The 16,188-nt window shown below is 49.9% G+C and carries 14 protein-coding genes; 12 read left to right on the forward strand and 2 right to left on the reverse strand.

Going from position 1 to position 16,188, the window contains the following annotated elements:
- Nucleotides 1-66: 66 nt before the first annotated feature.
- The 4 genes from RS891_RS01235 to RS891_RS01250 all read left to right on the forward strand — a co-directional run bounded on the left by RS891_RS01235 (nucleotide 67) and on the right by RS891_RS01250 (nucleotide 3,075).
- Nucleotides 67-942 (forward strand): sugar phosphate isomerase/epimerase family protein, encoded by an 876-nt coding sequence (locus tag RS891_RS01235; protein ID WP_315794222.1) that lies wholly within the window; start codon nucleotides 67-69, stop codon nucleotides 940-942.
- Nucleotides 943-954: 12 nt separating this feature from the next.
- Complete coding sequence (locus RS891_RS01240) at nucleotides 955-1,827, forward strand: sugar phosphate isomerase/epimerase family protein (protein WP_113056336.1); 873 nt, start codon at nucleotides 955-957, stop codon at nucleotides 1,825-1,827.
- A 291-nt stretch (nucleotides 1,828-2,118) separates the two neighbouring features.
- Nucleotides 2,119-2,346 (forward strand): hypothetical protein, encoded by a 228-nt coding sequence (locus tag RS891_RS01245; RefSeq protein WP_053782996.1) that lies wholly within the window; start codon nucleotides 2,119-2,121, stop codon nucleotides 2,344-2,346.
- A gap of 297 nt (nucleotides 2,347-2,643) precedes the next feature.
- On the forward strand, nucleotides 2,644-3,075 hold the full coding sequence (locus RS891_RS01250; protein ID WP_076291950.1) for a VOC family protein: 432 nt from the start codon (nucleotides 2,644-2,646) through the stop codon (nucleotides 3,073-3,075).
- 86 nt (nucleotides 3,076-3,161) lie between these two features.
- Here RS891_RS01250 and RS891_RS01255 read toward each other — a convergent pair whose 3' ends face one another.
- Entirely contained in the window at nucleotides 3,162-4,034 is an 873-nt protein-coding gene (locus RS891_RS01255; RefSeq protein ID WP_113056337.1) for a hypothetical protein, read from the reverse strand.
- Between the two features lie 369 nt (nucleotides 4,035-4,403).
- Here RS891_RS01255 and ytxJ point away from each other — a divergent pair, with 369 nt between their 5' ends.
- The 8 genes from ytxJ (at nucleotide 4,404) to RS891_RS01290 (ending at nucleotide 14,694) form a co-directional block, all read left to right on the forward strand.
- Nucleotides 4,404-4,943 (forward strand): bacillithiol system redox-active protein YtxJ, encoded by a 540-nt coding sequence (gene ytxJ, locus RS891_RS01260; RefSeq protein ID WP_315794223.1) that lies wholly within the window; start codon nucleotides 4,404-4,406, stop codon nucleotides 4,941-4,943.
- A gap of 308 nt (nucleotides 4,944-5,251) precedes the next feature.
- The gene (locus RS891_RS31615; RefSeq protein ID WP_397386927.1) at nucleotides 5,252-5,314 is read left to right on the forward strand and encodes a potassium-transporting ATPase subunit F; all 63 of its coding nucleotides are present in this window, start codon (nucleotides 5,252-5,254) and stop codon (nucleotides 5,312-5,314) included.
- Nucleotides 5,315-5,377: 63 nt separating this feature from the next.
- On the forward strand, nucleotides 5,378-7,057 hold the full coding sequence (gene kdpA, locus RS891_RS01265) for a potassium-transporting ATPase subunit KdpA (protein WP_113056339.1): 1,680 nt from the start codon (nucleotides 5,378-5,380) through the stop codon (nucleotides 7,055-7,057).
- A gap of 67 nt (nucleotides 7,058-7,124) precedes the next feature.
- A complete protein-coding gene (gene kdpB / locus RS891_RS01270; protein WP_315794224.1) occupies nucleotides 7,125-9,263 on the forward strand; it encodes a potassium-transporting ATPase subunit KdpB in 2,139 nt (712 codons plus the stop codon).
- 112 nt (nucleotides 9,264-9,375) lie between these two features.
- The gene (kdpC, locus tag RS891_RS01275) at nucleotides 9,376-9,936 is read left to right on the forward strand and encodes a potassium-transporting ATPase subunit KdpC (RefSeq protein WP_113056340.1); all 561 of its coding nucleotides are present in this window, start codon (nucleotides 9,376-9,378) and stop codon (nucleotides 9,934-9,936) included.
- A 129-nt stretch (nucleotides 9,937-10,065) separates the two neighbouring features.
- Nucleotides 10,066-12,405 carry a histidine kinase gene (locus RS891_RS01280; protein ID WP_113056341.1) on the forward strand — a complete coding sequence of 780 codons (2,340 nt, stop codon included), beginning with the start codon at nucleotides 10,066-10,068 and terminating at the stop codon, nucleotides 12,403-12,405.
- An 8-nt stretch (nucleotides 12,406-12,413) separates the two neighbouring features.
- Nucleotides 12,414-13,994, forward strand: coding sequence for an ATP-binding protein (locus RS891_RS01285; protein WP_220095262.1), 1,581 nt, complete (start codon nucleotides 12,414-12,416; stop codon nucleotides 13,992-13,994).
- 1 nt (nucleotide 13,995) lies between these two features.
- On the forward strand, nucleotides 13,996-14,694 hold the full coding sequence (locus RS891_RS01290) for a response regulator (RefSeq protein WP_315794225.1): 699 nt from the start codon (nucleotides 13,996-13,998) through the stop codon (nucleotides 14,692-14,694).
- A 90-nt stretch (nucleotides 14,695-14,784) separates the two neighbouring features.
- On the opposite strand, the gene RS891_RS01295 is transcribed toward RS891_RS01290, so the two are convergent.
- On the reverse strand, nucleotides 14,785-16,086 hold the full coding sequence (locus tag RS891_RS01295) for an alpha-glucosidase/alpha-galactosidase (RefSeq protein ID WP_315794226.1): 1,302 nt from the start codon (nucleotides 16,084-16,086) through the stop codon (nucleotides 14,785-14,787).
- Nucleotides 16,087-16,188 lie beyond the last annotated feature (102 nt).

Here is a 16,188-nt window from a genome sequence, read left to right on the forward strand (position 1 = left end):
TTCCGTCCATCATGAAGGCTCACCAGGAATGAAAAAACAAATACTGATTTAACGGGAGGGTATGGCATGAAATTAACAAACAAGATTGGCGTTATCGTGGATAGCTTCGGTGTAGGTGTACGTGAAGGGTTAAGCAAAGCGAAGGATGTAGGTGCAGAAGGCGTACAGATCTATGCAGTCCATGGAGAGATGGACCCCGAAAATCTCTCTCCCGCAGCCCGTAAGGAGTTAAGAAGTTATATCGATTCTCTTGGTCTTGAAATTTCTGCCCTGGTTGGCGATTTGGGCGGTCACGGGTTTCAGGTCAAGGAAGATAATCCGTGGAAAGTAGAGAAGTCCAAGCGCATCGTGGATCTTGCTCTGGATCTAGGTACGAATATCGTCACAACACATATCGGTATTGTTCCGCACGAGCCTTCCTCCGAAGTGTATGCTACACTGCATGCTGCATGTGAGGAACTGGGCCAATACGCCAAAAGCGCAGGAGCCTACTTCGCGATTGAGACGGGACCGGAAACGGCAGCAGACCTGAAAGGATTTCTGGATACCCTATCGACTAACGGGGTTTCGGTGAATTTTGACCCGGCGAACATGGTGATGGTTACCGGAGATGACCCTGCACGAGGCGTTCATCTGCTCAAGGATTATATTGTGCATACCCATGTGAAAGATGGTGTGCGCTTGAAGGAAGTAGACCCGAGAGACGTATACGGAGCAGTGGGATATGCACCTATGGATCATGAGAAAATTGCCGAAATGGTCTCTTCCGGGACGTTCTTCCGTGAGGTACCGCTGGGCGAGGGCAGTGTGGATTTTGACGCCTACTTTGCAGCCCTTCGGGATATTGGCTACAAAGGTTATCTGACGATTGAACGCGAGGTAGGCGATCAGCCGGAGCAGGACATTCGCAAAGCGGTTAAGTTTATCCAACAATACCGATAGGGAGCTGAGCAGATGAAAGTGGGCCTGAGTACGTATAGCTTGTTGAACGATCTGAATTCGGGTGAAATGACGGTTCTGGATATCATCGACTGGATTGCTGCAAATGGTGGCGAACATATGGAGATGGTTCCGTATGGTTACACCGTGGAGGACAATCCTGATCTCGCCGACGCCATTCGGGAGCGGGCTGCTTCTGTGGGTATTGAGCTGTCCAACTATTCGATGCCTGCGAATTTCGTGCAGGAGACGGAAGAAGCTTTTGAAGAAGAGATAGCTCGGGTCAAAAGACATGTCGATGTTGTACACCGCATGGGTGTAAAGCATATGCGTCATGACGTAACGGCGTTTACTTTGCCCAAGGAGAAAATGACCATTGCCTGGTTTGAGGAAAATTTGCCGCTGATGGTGAAGGGAAGCCAGATCATTGCTGATTATGCTGCACAGTTTGGCATTACAACAACCATTGAGAATCACGGCTTCAGTGTGCAGGCCAGTGACCGTGTGCAGCGTGTGCTTCATGCCGTAGATCGTCCCAACTTCAAAACGACACTCGATATCGGCAACTTCATGTGCGTGGATGAGAATCCGATTATCGGGGTCATGAAAAATCTGCCGTACGCTTCTCTGGTTCACTTCAAGGACTTTTATTTCCGCCCTTATGATGAGCATCCGGGTGAAGGGGAATGGTTTACAACCGCTTACGGCAACTTCCTGCGTGGTGCCATTGTGGGGCAAGGGGATATTCCAATCCGCAAAATTGTGAGGCTCATTAAAGACTCCGGTTATGATGGTAACATTACGATTGAGTTTGAGGGCATGGAGGAATGCAAATCTGCTTCCAAAATTGCCATGAGCAACCTGCGTCGCTTCTGGGAAGAGGCTTAAGGCAATCATTTAGTTTTACATCGTGGGGCCACTTTAAGGAAGTGGCTCTTTTTGCACTTCTTATGTTGGTAGTATACATGTGGAATGGGTAACGTTAAGCAACTGATCAAGTCGTCAGATCCCTCTCCATTTCCGGCATTAAGTCAGTTCGAGGTGTTTGGCTGCGAAGCCTAAAACATTAACATTAATTGGTTCACGATAAGGATTAAGTTACGATCATCACAAGTATGGTATAATGGATCTATTCAGCCTGGAAAATGACTGGCTATGGATAGGGGAGATCACTGATCTATGCAGGTATTCGAGGACTGGAACCAGAAAGTGAAAAAAACGTTTAATGCTACGAATCCCGAGGTTGTATTGACGGTATCTGAAGCAGGGAGTTTGCTCGGTCTGACCAAAGATCAGATGAAACTTTATGTAGACAAGAATAAACTAACTAAGGTCCCGATCATGAGAAGTGTTCACCGATACCTCTTGTTGAAAAGTGAAATAGATAGCATCGTAAAAACGCGCTAACCTCATAGGATCGACCACAGCCATTTTACCGACAGGATTCGGGAGAGTGGTTTTTTTTTCGAAAACACCGAGGATAAAATAAGGATTACAGGACAATCATACCAATGAATAAACTTTGGGACCCAGTACCACTGGGAGTTAAATGAAGAGTGGTCAGAGCCTGTTTGCAGAGGGGAACTTGTTCTTAGAGTAGCTTGTGGAAATACCTTCTTGTCAATGGACAACCTATTCGTATATACTCTTGTCGCAAGTGGCAGGAATGGTTCAATTACATGATATCAAGGAGATGAAGCACGAATGGCGATTAGCTTGAATGTGTATCTTGTAACGGATGGTAACGGACGTGAAGCAGTGGAATTTTATAAAAAGGCATTTGGAGCGGAAGTGTTGGCTCTCCAGACATTTGGTGATGGTCCTTCCAACCCAGACCACCCCGTTCCTCCCGAAGCGAAAGACCGCATTATGCATGCTTCTTTGCAGATTGGCAGTTCTGTATTGATGTTATCCGATACATTCCCTGGTATGCCTTATATTGTGGGTAATCATGTAAACGTTACGGTGAACACAGATACTGCCGATGAAGCCAAAGCAATTTTCAACCAGTTGCAAGACGGTGGCGAAGTGAAGATGCCAATACAAGAGACATTCTGGAGTCCAGCCTACGGTATGGTTATCGATAAATTTGGCGTTCAGTTCCAGATCAGCTGTGTTGCAGCCAACCATCAGTAAATTGTAAGTTAGTGTCCCTGATATATATGATTGAACTACAAAACCTCCAGAACATGAGTAACATGTCTGGAGGTTTTTTTTGACTTTTATTCTTTCTGAATCTTGGAAGGATTGTTGATTTTGTAGGGAACAGGGTTCTTGGCCAGCTTTTTCTTGATAATCTTTGCTTCAAAAGTAAGCACATCGCCAACCTCAAGCTCCTGCTTCTTGATCGTGGCACTGTGACTGGACCAGGCTTCGCCAACGTCAACAACTTCGGGCTCCGTAATTGTAACAGCTTCATAGATAATGACTTCATCATCATTGTCGGAGAAGTGGTTCGGCACGGTCGTAAATTCCTTCACAACAGCAGACATTTTCACTTTACCCTCCGGCAATTCAATCTTAAGCGATTTAGCTTTACCTGCGGTTTTGGCCTTTGGTTTAGCAGCACTGCTTGTTGCATTAGCAGGTCCAACATATTCTTCCACAAGACCGTCAGGGTCGCCTTTTAGAGCAGAGGTATCATCGTCATCCGTTTCCACATCCAGTTCGGAATCAAAGTCACTTATACCGGATGGAATCTTATCCGAATAGGAATCAGTAACAGAGTCTTGTGCAGTATCGGAGCTAGGAAGCTCTTCTAAGTTGGTTGTAGCGACTGGTTCATTAGATTTGTCCTTTGCCGTGCCTGCTCCGACCGGATTTTTTACATTATAGCCAGAAGCCTGCATTTCTTTCAGATAAGACGGATGAATGCAGTGTTTCTGATCATTGTCCAATTGAATGACTGCTGCCATATGATCGACAAAGCCAACGATGGTGCAAGGCATGTTCAGCCCATTCCCTTTATAATAGAACGTTTTAACCTTCGTTGCTTTTTCCGAAAGCAAGCCCCATTCCTGGCACTTCTCAATCAGCTCGTCTTCGTTCTCCAAAGCGGTATAATACTGCGGTTCGATCATAAAAGCATATGCCATAACGAATTTCCGCCTTTCCAATCAGTTCTTCATGTTCATCGTTGCCAAATTACACTCAGTGTATCACAAAACTGGACCCTTCGATGAGGAATATAAAAGCGCCTGGGTAGGCGCCTATGGTATAATTTTGGTAGACAACGGGTGGGAATTACCGTAAAGAATTCATAAATAAAAACCCACCGTTAAACAGGTTGACTGCCTGTGGTGGGATTTGCTCTGCATCTGAATAGACGCGCGCCGTAAGAGGGTTTTACCTCTCCATGTTGTCTATTCTTATGTTACCATAGCCATTTTATACAGGCAAATGAACGACTGTACCTACATTAAAGTAATAGTATCTTATAAATAACTTCAAGGAGGATGATCTCCATGGATAAAAAAGCGAATCCTCAAACTCTTTGGCTTGGGGGCGGTATTGTCATAGGAACGAGTATTGGTGCAGCAACGAACCAGATCGCTCTCGGGATTGCCTTCGGTGTGGCACTGGGCGTCGTGGTTGGAGCTGTCGCTAGCAAACGTGCAGGCCTGAGGCTGGATGATATGCTGAGTGAACATGTCCAGGAATTGCATAAGCAGGAGGAATGGGAAGAGGTGCTTGAGCGGTCACAGGATCATCCGGTGCTGCTGCTGAAACACAGTACAACTTGTCCAATCAGTGCGAGAGCATACAGGGAGTTTATGGCCTTTGTGGGCTCGAATGCATCAGATCCCGCACAGAAGATGGAGTACCGGATCGTCAAAGTCATCGAAAGCCGCTCGCTGTCCCGACGTATTGCGGAAGATACCGAGATTCACCATGAATCGCCTCAAGTCCTGCTGCTGGACGGCGGCCAAGTTATTCAACATACGTCACACGGGAAAATTACCCGGAAGAGACTGCTGCAATGGGCCCAGAATCCGTTTGGATGAAGGGCACTCAATATATATAGACCCGTTTCCTTCAGCTGATGGCTGGAGGAAACGGGTCTTTTTTACGCTTTTTTTACACCCTGGCTGGTATTTCTTTACCCCCTTTTTACAGTGTTTCGTATTACGATTTCATATGTAGAAGGTTGCAAGAACGGTAGAGAGAGGGAGGAGAGCACATGGTGAATGATGCCATGATCATTGGGCTGGTTGTGCTGTTGTTTGTGGTGTTCTGGGGATTTGTGAAGTTTTGTGAGAAAGCATGAATGCATAGGGCATGAAAGGGGAGGAGCCGTATGATCGTCATCGGCATGATTGTGCTCGTACTGGTAGTCTATCTTGGTTATGTGCTAGTGAGGCCAGAGAAATTCTGATGGCCGCTTGGGGCACGAAACCAGAAGCACTCGGATCGTCGATTTTAGGGAGGAAATGCGGATATGAGTAGCGGTTTATTACAAGTGGCGGTGACGCTGCTGATCATCATACTGCTGGTGAAACCAGTGGGAAGTTATCTGGTGAAGGTGTTTGACGGCAAACGAACTGGACTGGATCGAATATTTGGCGGGCCCGAGCGATTGCTGTATCGATTGATGGGGGTGAAGGAGAACGAGTCGATGGGTTGGAAAAAGTACCTGTCAGCCGTGCTCATTTCGAACTTCGTCATGCTGTTATTGATGTTTCTGGTGCTGCGGCTGCAAAAGTATTTGCCACTCAACCCGGATGGCATCGGCAATATGCCTGCCGCACAGGCCTTTAATACAGCTGCATCGTTCATGACTAACACGAACTGGCAGTCTTACACGGGCGAGAACGCTCTGTCATATCTATCACAGATGCTGGCCGTGACGTTTCCGATGTTCACCTCAGCCGCGACCGGATTCGCAGTCGCTATTGCCTTCATTCGCGGCCTGGTGGGCCGACGGGATGAACTGGGGAACTTTTACGTCGACGTGGTACGGTCGATTACGAGAATCTTTTTGCCGCTGAGCTTCATTGTGGCGTTGTTCCTCGTATTCCAGGGTGTGCCGCAGACACTGGCGGGAGCGGTGAACGCGACCACGCTGGATGGGGCACAGCAGACGATTAGCCGCGGGCTGGTCGCTTCGCTGGAGTCGATCAAGCACTTGGGTACCAATGGTGGAGGCTGGTTCGGAACCAATGCCGCGCATCCGTTTGAGAACCCTACGGCGTTGTCGAACCTGGTGCATATCGTCTGCATGATGCTGCTTCCTACTGCGCTGGTTTACGCCTTCGGCATCATGGTGAACAACCGGAAGCAGGGCTGGACGCTGTTTGCGGCGATGAGTTTACTTTTCCTCGTGATGCTGACCACGGTCTTTGTGTCGGAATATCGCGGTGTGCCAGCGCTGGATGCGGTGGGAATCCAAAGTAATATGGAAGGAAAGGAAGTCAGGTTCGGAGTATCCGAATCGGCACTCTTCACAGCAGTGACTACAGCAGCCACAACCGGGTCGGTGAACAATATGCATGAGTCGCTCACCCCGCTTGGCGGCATGGTTGCACTAGCTGAGATGATGCTAAACAACGTATTCGGTGGTAAAGGAGTAGGTTTGCTCAACGGACTGCTCTATGTGATTCTGGCCGTATTTATCTGTGGGCTGATGGTTGGGCGGACCCCTGAATTTCTGGGCAAAAAAATTGAGGGCAAGGAAGTGAAGCTCGCGTCCATCGCGTTGCTTGTTCATCCTTTGATTATTCTGGCCCCGACCGCGCTGGCGCTTATGCGTCCTGAATCTGTTGCTTCTATTTCGAATTCAGGCATGCATGGTCTGACCGAGGTGTTATATGCTTTTGCATCCGGAGCTGCCAATAATGGATCGGCGTTTGCCGGGTTGAATGCCAACACGGACTTTTACAACATCGCCATTGGTGTGGTGATGCTGCTTGGAAGATACATTTCCATGATCGCGATGCTCGCCATTGCCGGATCACTGGCCACCAAACGAATTGTTCCCGTAACAACGGGTACACTGCGTACGCACACGCCTCTTTTTGCAGGTATTCTGGTGATGATGATTGTGGTAGTTGGAGCGTTGACGTTCTTCCCATCACTGGCACTTGGACCGATTGCAGAGCATTTGGCGATGATTCGATGATGAACGGTACGGTGGTCGGTTATGGGAAAAGGAGCAAGGATGTAAAGTGCGGAGGTGGATTATCACAATGAATGTTGTAGAACGAAAGAAGGAGCAGACGGTGGAAGGATTAGGCAGAGGCACGATCAGAACCCAGGGTAAAGGAACGAGAGGTACGGGTACGGATCCCGGTACGCCCAAAAGAAGCAAAACATTAAGTCGGGACATTCTGCTCCAGGCATCTCTGGATGCCTTCAAGAAGCTGAACCCGGTCGTCATGATCAAAAATCCAGTGATGTTTATTGTTGAAGTTGGCACACTCATCACATTGCTGTTATGTATTAATCCGGATCTATTTGTTGCATCTGAGGCAGGGCGAGGGTACAACATCGCGGTGTTTCTCATCCTGTTGTTCACGCTGCTGTTTGCCAACTTTGCTGAAGCACTGGCAGAGGGACGGGGCAAAGCTCAGGCAGATACGCTGCGCAAGACGAAATCGGACACCACTGCGAAGCTGGTACAGAAAGACGGAACTATCAAACAAGTGTCTTCGACCCAGTTGAAAAAAGGAGATATCGTCCGTGTAGAAGCAGGCGAACTGATTCCCACGGACGGTGAGATTATTGAAGGGCTGGCCTCTATCGACGAGTCCGCCATTACCGGGGAATCGGCCCCTGTAATCAAGGAGGCGGGCGGTGATTTTTCCTCCGTTACGGGAGGCACGCGGGTTACTTCCGACTATATTGTGATGCGTGTGCAGACGGATCCAGGGGAGTCGTTCCTCGACCGGATGATCTCACTCGTTGAAGGCGCACAGCGCCAGAAAACGCCGAATGAAATTGCGCTGACAACACTGCTCGCCGTGTTGACCCTGATATTCCTGATTGTCATCATGACCATGGTGCCAATGGCGAATTATCTAGGCATCCGGCTTGATCTGGCTACCCTTATCGCATTGCTTGTCTGTCTGATTCCGACTACGATTGGCGGGCTGTTATCCGCGATCGGTATTGCGGGCATGGACCGTGTCACGCAGTTCAATGTACTCGCCATGTCGGGTAAAGCGGTGGAAGCGGCAGGCGATATTGATACGCTGATCCTGGACAAAACCGGAACAATTACGTACGGAAACCGCATGGCCTCGGAGTTTATTCCCGTTCAGGGCGTATCTGCACAGGAGATGACCAGGGCCGCTCTGCAAGCTTCCGTAGTGGATGAGACACCAGAGGGACGCTCGGTTGTTGAATTGGCTGGCAAGCAGGGCGAGAACTGGGCGGAGACGGAATATGCAGATGCAGAACATGTGAACTTCACGGCAGAGACCCGCATGTCGGGTCTGAATCTAAGCGGTGGGAAGCAGATCCGCAAAGGTGCGGTGGATGCGATCAAACGCCATATTTCCTCCCGTGGGGGACGGATCCCCGGCGATTTGGACGATATAGCTAACCGAATTGCAAAAGCTGGGGGAACACCGCTTGCGGTTGCGATTGATGATCAGATTTATGGTGTGATCTATTTGAAAGACACGGTGAAGCCGGGGCTGAAAGAGAAGTTTGCGGAGATGCGCTCCATGGGCATCAAGACGATCATGTGTACAGGGGATAACCCCCTGACAGCGGCGACCATTGCGCTGGAAGCGGGCGTGGATGATTTTATTGCCGAAGCCAAGCCGGAAGACAAGATTACCGCGATCAAAAAGGAGCAGCAGGAGGGCAAGCTCGTCGCCATGACCGGCGACGGTACCAACGATGCTCCTGCACTGGCGCAGGCCGATGTGGGCCTGGCGATGAATTCGGGCACCATGGCGGCCAAGGAAGCGGCCAACATGATCGATCTTGATTCCGACCCAACCAAACTGTTGTCGGTGGTCTCCATTGGCAAGCAGCTGCTCATTACTCGCGGCGCACTGACGACCTTTTCGATATCCAATGATATTGCCAAGTATTTTGCTATCATCCCGGCGATGTTTATTTTAGCGATGCCGCAGCTTCAGGCACTCAATATTATGAATCTCGCTTCGCCGCAGTCCGCAATTCTGTCAGCGCTGATTTTCAACGCCATCATTATTCCACTGCTAATCCCAATTGCCATGCGGGGTGTGAAGTATCGGGCCATGTCGGCGGAGCGGCTGCTTGGACGGAATGTGTTCATCTATGGTGTGGGCGGTGTAATCGTACCGTTTATCGGAATTAAGCTGATTGATCTGTTGCTGTCGGGGCTTATGTAACTAAACATTTAAAAAGAAGCCTTGATTTACACGAAGGTGCTGCAATCGGAGTGAACCAGTGTAACACGTATAGGTTGAGTTTTTACAATAATAAATTCAGGATGTGATTCATATGAAACAGGTACTGCCCGCCATTCGGTTGTCTGTCGTGCTTATGCTGATTTGCGGTATGATCTACCCGCTGGTTACAACCGGAGTGGCGCAGCTGCTCTTCTCGAATCAGGCCAACGGCAGTCTAATCACAACTGACGGGAAAACCATCGGTTCGTCGCTGCTATCGCAGGAAGTGAAATCGCCGGGGCTGTTCCAGCCCCGGGCATCGAACGCCAATTATGATGGAACTGCATCAGCTGGTTCCAATCGTGCCGTGGCTTCGGAGGCGTATATTGTTGAAATGAAGGAAAAGGTGGCTCAGCTCAAGCAAGAGAATCCGGGCTTGCAGTACATTCCTGCAGATCTCGTGACAGGTTCCGGTTCCGGTCTTGACCCGGATCTGTCACCGGAAGCAGCAAAAGCACAGATTCCGCGGATTAGTCAGGCAACGGGCCTTGGTGAGCAAGAGCTTGCCAAGATCGTGGAAGAACATACACAAGGGCGACAGCTGGGCATATTCGGTGAGCCGCGTGTGAATGTGACTGCTTTGAATCTGGCGTTAACAGCTGAGCTGAAATAACGTCATTGTATTGGGTAGATCCACAGGGAATACAACAATTTCCCTTGGTTGCTCGTAACATGCCTTCTTCCGAGCTTCGGAAGGGGCTTTCTCCATTTTAATTAAAGGTTATGTTGGGGGAGTGAACGGATGGAAAACAGCTTCAAGCGGAAATCTCCGGAAGACATCTTGAAAATGATCACGAAGCTGCAGCAGGGTACCTTGAAGATATATATCGGTCCGGTCAGCGGTTCGGGCAAAACGTATCATATGCTCAGGGAAGGAAACACATTGCGCCACCAGGGGATTGATGTGGTTATCTGCGCTGTGTCGACCATGCAAAGACCGGAGACTGTGGAGCAGCTCGGCGAGTTGGAGCGGATTCCGAGCATTCACTGGTCTCGCTGGAAGGATGGCATGGAGATGAAGGACTTGAATCTGGATGCCCTGCTGGCACGTAATCCGGAGGTCGTGCTCGTTGACGGGCTTGCTCATAGAAACCGAAAAGAGGCACGTCATGCAACCCGACTGGAAGACATTCAGTATTTGCTGCGACACAATATCAGTGTCATTACAACGGTGAATGTATATGAGCTGGAGGGGTATACGGAGCTTGCACGCCAGCTCACGGGAATTGCTGCAGAGCATACCGTGCCAGCAGATACCCTTGAACTGGCTGATGAAGTGAAGCTGATCGATGTAACTCCTGAAACCGTATTAAGCCGTCTTGCCGAGGGACATCTTCGGGGACATGAGGGCGAAGCGGTGTTCCGGCATGGCAATTTGGGTATTTTGCGTGAACTGGCTCTCCGACTTGTCGCAGAAGGGGTTAACGAATCACTGCGTGAGCACCGGGAAGAGATGGGCATTACGGTTACGACAGGCATTATGGAACGCATTTTGGTATCCACCCAATATCACTGGAACGGGTCCATCTATATTCGGAGAGGACAGCAGATTGCGAAGAGATTAAACGGAGATCTGCATGCTGTGACCTTTCGCAATATGAAGCAGCCGCTGACCAAGGAAGCTACCGTTTTTCGTCGCAACATGATCAAAATGGTGGAGAAATTCGGAGGGCAGTTTGAGGAATTGCCTGTGTTACACCGCCGTAACATTCCACCTACACTTGCACGCTACGCAGTCCAGCATCAGATTACCCGTATTGTTATGGGGCATTCACGGCACAGTCGCTGGCAGGAGCTGTGGCGGGGATCATTTGTTAATTCCTTGCTGCGCAGGGTGCGGGGTGTAGATCTGTTTCTACTCGCGGATCGGGCACAACATGAGGGTGAGCGGGTGCTTCCGACCCGACTGCCGGATACAGAGACGCCAACTTATCGCAGGTTAAGCGAGCAGGAGATGAAGGCACAGATTGGTCAGATTCGGCGGGGCAAGTTCAAGGTATACATCGGTGCTGCGCCAGGTGTGGGTAAAACCTATATGATGCTCCGGGAGGGCAATGATCTGCTCCGCAAAGGCATCGACGTACGGATTGGTCTGCTGGAGACGCATAATCGGGCGGAAACGATGGAACAGATTGGCCAATTATCCATCATTCCGCGGGAGCAGCGGACATACCAAGGAGTGCAGCTCGAAGAAATGGATACCGAAGCGATTCTTCGTCTATGTCCTGAAGTGGTATTGGTGGATGAGCTTGCGCATACGAATGTTCCGGGAAGCATGCGCCAAAAGCGTTACGAAGATGTTCAGATCCTGTTGGATGCGGGCATCTCTGTCATCACTACCGTGAATGTGCAGCACCTGGAAAGTTTGAACGATGCGGTGGAACATATAACGGGAATCAGGGTCAGGGAGACTGTGCCGGATCATATGTTGCAAACGGCAGACGAGGTTCAGCTTATCGATGTGGCCCCCCAAGCCTTGCGGCAACGCATGCGGGAGGGTAAAATCTATGCAGCAGCCAAGGTAGAACAAGCGCTTGGTCATTTTTTTCGCATTGGTAATCTGATTGCCTTACGGGAACTTGCCTTGAGGGAATTGGCCGATGATGTGGATGAACGCCTTGAATCACAGGAGCGCAAAAGTGCACTTCGCGGTCCCTGGCGCAGACAGGAGGTGGTCTTTGTCTGCGTAAGCAGTGATGAGCATGCAGAGCGGTTGATTCGTCGCGGATTCCGCACAGCCTACCGGTTAAAAGCGGTCTGGCATGTGCACCATGTTCATGTAGGTGAAGTCATGAGTGATGAAGTGAAATGCCAGTTGGAGGAGCTGGAACAGCTGACCGTTCGACTGGGCGGCAAATTCCATATTCATCATAGCCAGAGGCTGAGAGATGTACCTGGTATTTTGGCGGGTAAAGCTTCTGAGGAAAGAGCAACGCAGTTGGTGGTTGGTCAAGCGAGACGGGTTTGGTGGCTGAACGGCTATCGTGGAAAGGGAACGGTGGTCAGCAGGCTGGTACGGTTATCCAGACATATGGACGTATTAATTGTTGCGGACTACGATTATGAACTGAGCGGGATGTGAGATGTGCTGTGTCTGAACGAAATAAAGGGGAAGACGTCTGGCTGAAGCTAAACCGTGTTCCCAAATATATATGGGTAACCCTTGGAATTACATTGCTCACCATTCTGCTTCATGCGATAGGGATTAGCGATGACCTGGTTAACGTGGGGTTAATTTATCTTTTTCCGGTATTGGTCAGTGCTGTGTACTGGGGAATGGGTCCGGCCATATATGCAGCAAGTCTTAGCGTTGTTGCCTTTGACTTCTTTTTTGTTCCTCCGTATCTCAGTTTTACGGTTGAGGATTTGCGATATTTGTTTTCCTTTGTTGTGTATTTGGCAGTGGCTGTATTAACAGCGAGTCTGGCGGGGCGCCTGCGGCAGCAGCTGGAAGTGGTAAAACAACGCGAGATTACGACGAATTCGCTATATGCCTTAAGTCGCCAGATGACGGCTGTTACAGATTTGCATACTCTACTCGGCAACATTGTGAGACAGGTGTCACTGACACTTGGGGCTCCGGCAGCAATATATCTCCTGAATGCTCAAGGCGAACTTCAGGTTACCTCCTCTTCGGAGGATTCGGATGTAATTGCCTGGGGTAAAGGAGAAGCTGAAATTGCTATTGCCAAATGGGTGTATAAACATGGTGAAATCGCTGGACGCGGGTCCTCCAGCCTGCGGGAATCAACTGGTTTGTATGTGCCGCTGCGTACAGAAGACCAGATCCATGGGGTGCTCGCTGTGAATCTGGAATCCAGCGAGCTTCAGGATCAGCGAGAAAAGCTGCGTTTGCTGGAAGCGTGTGGCGGGCTGGCAGCAAGCGCCATTGCCCGTGTCAAGCTGGCCGAAGAAGCGAGACTCGCGCAGGTGACGGCTGAATCGGAACGAATTCGCACCGCTTTGCTGGACTCGGTGTCCCATGAGCTGCGCACACCCCTTACGGCCATCATTGGTTCAGCAACGGGTTTGCTGGAAAATGATTCTCTTTTTACCCCGGAGGATCGAAAAGAACTGACAGGCAATATCCGGGATGGAGCTCTGCGTATGAACAGGCTGGTAACCAATTTGCTGGGCATGGTGAAGCTGGAGAGTGGCATGTTGCAGCTGCGCAGGAAATGGTGTGATGTGGGCGACATGATCGGGATTGTTCTAAATCAGGTTCAGCAATTCATCCAGCAACGTCGCATTCGGGTGGAATTGCCGGATCAGCCGCCGTTTGTATCCGGGGATGAGGTTTTGCTGGAGCAGGTTCTGGTCAACGTCATCAGCAATGCCATCAAATATTCACCAGAGGATAGTGAGATCGTCATTACGGTTAAGATGGATGAGCCGCATGGACGAATGACCATGGTGGTGGCTGATTCGGGTGTCGGGATTCCGGAAGCAGAGCGCGAGCGGGTGTTTGAGAAATTTTATCGATCCGAATCGTCACGGCATGTGACAGGTACGGGACTCGGGCTTGCCATCTGTAGAGGAATCGTCGAAGTTCATGGAGGTACGATCACCGCAGAGCCGAATCCGGGAGGCGGGACACGTGTATGCATCTGTTTGCCTACAGAGGAACCCGAAGCATCATTCCCGTATATGGGACAAAGAGAGGAAGAATGACATGACGGCACCACAAGGCGCGCGCATATTAATTGTGGATGATGAACCACAGATCCGTAAACTGCTGAAGGTTACGCTGCAGGCGCATCAATTTGAGATTCACGAATGCGCCGACGGCGAAGAAGCGGTCATACAGGCAAGCATAGTGCATCCTGATCTGGTTGTGCTTGATCTGGGCTTGCCCGGTATGTCCGGAATGGATGTACTTCAGCGGATTCGGGAATGGTCGCAGGTACCAGTCATCGTGCTGACTGCAAAGGAACGCGAAGAGGATAAAATTGCTGCACTTGATGGCGGGGCGGATGATTATGTCACCAAACCGTTTGGCATGGGAGAGCTCGTTGCCCGTATTCGGGTTGCCCTTCGCCATGTGGCTAAAACTACGGATGAGCCGGTATTGCGTTTTGGTCCGCTTACGATTGATCTGGCCCAGAGACAGGTCGATTTGGACGGATCACCCGTAAAGTTAACACCAACTGAGTATGAAATGCTGAAAGTACTCGCAACCCATGCAGGCAAAATTATTACCCAACGCCAGTTGCTGCAACAAGTGTGGGGAGGACATCATCATGAGTCGGACAGCCATTACTTGCGGGTATATGTCGGCCATCTGCGCAAAAAATTGCAGGAAGATCCCACGCGTCCCCGTTTTATTCAGACCGAGCCGGGAATCGGCTATCGTTTTCTGCTTCAGGATTAGGCTGGGAAACAGGATGAAAGCTCAAAAAAGCACCAGCCTCTCCCTGTTAAGAGGGGACTAGTGCTTTTAGAATTGCATACAATGAACTTCTTATGACGTGTACTTCGGCAACCAGTCGCCATGAGCTTCGATCAGCTCATCACACATTGAGACGATATCATCAATGGAAAGCTCGGCAGCTGTATGCGGGTCAAGCATCGCGGCATGATAGATGTGCTCTTTTTTGCCCGTAATCGCCGCTTCAATGGTCAACAGTTGAGTGTTAATATTCGTACGGTTCAATGCCGCAAGTTGCGGAGGCAGGTCCCCGATATACGTCGGGCTGATGCCTGATCCATCCACAAGACAAGGCACCTCAACACAGGCTTCACGAGGCAGGTTGGTAATCAGTCCGTTATTCATGACATTACCGCCGATTTTGTAAGGGCGATCCGTCTCCATGGCCTCCATAATATGCGAAGCGTATTCCCGGCTGCGCGTATGTTCGATATTTTCGCTGGATAACAGCTTCTCACGCATTTCTTTCCAGCCTTCAATCTGGTTCACGCAGCGGCGCGGATACTCGTCCAGCGGAATGTTGAAGCGTTCAATCAGCTCCGGGTAGTTTCGTTTAATAAAATAAGGATGGTACTCGGCATTATGCTCGGAGGACTCGGTTACATAGTATCCAAAGCGCTGCATCAGTTCATAACGTACCATGTCATCATGCTGCTCTTTCTGTTTTTCCTTCGCCAGACGTTTAATCTCCGGATACAGATCCTGACCATCCCGTGTGACTTCCAGCAGCCAGGCCATATGATTGATACCCGCAACTTTCGCGACCACACCCGTCTGATCAATCCCCAGTGCATCAAACAGATGCGGCACACACACCTGTACACTATGACACAGACCTACAGTTTTAATTCCGCCATGCACGTTCATGACATTGGTCAGTACTGCCATCGGGTTGGTGTAGTTCAGGAACCACGCATCCGGGCACACTTCCTGCATATCCCGTGCAAAATCGAGCATCACCGGAATCGTCCGCAAATTACGGAAAATCCCGCCAATCCCGAGCGTATCGGCGATCGTCTGACGTAATCCATATTTCTTCGGAATTTCAAAATCTGTAATGGTACACGGATCATATCCGCCTACCTGAATGGCATTAATCACATATTTGGCCCCGCGCAGTGCTTCCTTGCGGTCGGTATAGGCTTTGATGGAACAACCACTTCCGATCGAACGTGCCATACTGGTGAGCAAGCGCTCCGAGTCGCTTAGGCGTTCCGCATCAATATCGAACAACGCCAGCTCAAAATCCTGAAGCGCTTCAGTCATCATGACATCACCCAATACATTTTTGACAAAAACGGTGCTTCCCGCACCGAGGAACGTAATTTTGTTCATCTCAAGTTCAGCCTCCCTGAATAAATGGTGTACCTCCAATATAGGTGGATTGGGCCGAGATAACTATGGCTCAACCTCTTATAAATATGGCATAATCCCATT

It is taken from the genome of Paenibacillus sp. BIC5C1, from assembly GCF_032399705.1.
Classification (GTDB): Bacteria; Bacillota; Bacilli; order Paenibacillales; family Paenibacillaceae; genus Paenibacillus; species Paenibacillus taichungensis_A.

What these genes read in the sequence shown, in the direction of transcription:
- kdpC (WP_113056340.1), top strand. Translation starts at nt 9,376, where the DNA reads ATGAAACAGGTACTGCCCGCCATTCGGTTGTCTGTCGTGCTTATGCTG.
- kdpB (WP_315794224.1), top strand. Translation starts at nt 7,125, where the DNA reads ATGAATGTTGTAGAACGAAAGAAGGAGCAGACGGTGGAAGGATTAGGC.
- ytxJ (WP_315794223.1), top strand. Translation starts at nt 4,404, where the DNA reads ATGGATAAAAAAGCGAATCCTCAAACTCTTTGGCTTGGGGGCGGTATT.
- RS891_RS01245 (WP_053782996.1), top strand. Translation starts at nt 2,119, where the DNA reads ATGCAGGTATTCGAGGACTGGAACCAGAAAGTGAAAAAAACGTTTAAT.
- RS891_RS01290 (WP_315794225.1), top strand. Translation starts at nt 13,996, where the DNA reads ATGACGGCACCACAAGGCGCGCGCATATTAATTGTGGATGATGAACCA.
- RS891_RS01280 (WP_113056341.1), top strand. Translation starts at nt 10,066, where the DNA reads ATGGAAAACAGCTTCAAGCGGAAATCTCCGGAAGACATCTTGAAAATG.
- RS891_RS01250 (WP_076291950.1), top strand. Translation starts at nt 2,644, where the DNA reads ATGGCGATTAGCTTGAATGTGTATCTTGTAACGGATGGTAACGGACGT.
- RS891_RS01235 (WP_315794222.1), top strand. Translation starts at nt 67, where the DNA reads ATGAAATTAACAAACAAGATTGGCGTTATCGTGGATAGCTTCGGTGTA.
- RS891_RS01240 (WP_113056336.1), top strand. Translation starts at nt 955, where the DNA reads ATGAAAGTGGGCCTGAGTACGTATAGCTTGTTGAACGATCTGAATTCG.
- RS891_RS01255 (WP_113056337.1), bottom strand. Translation starts at nt 4,034, where the DNA reads ATGGCATATGCTTTTATGATCGAACCGCAGTATTATACCGCTTTGGAG.
- RS891_RS01295 (WP_315794226.1), bottom strand. Translation starts at nt 16,086, where the DNA reads ATGAACAAAATTACGTTCCTCGGTGCGGGAAGCACCGTTTTTGTCAAA.
- kdpA (WP_113056339.1), top strand. Translation starts at nt 5,378, where the DNA reads ATGAGTAGCGGTTTATTACAAGTGGCGGTGACGCTGCTGATCATCATA.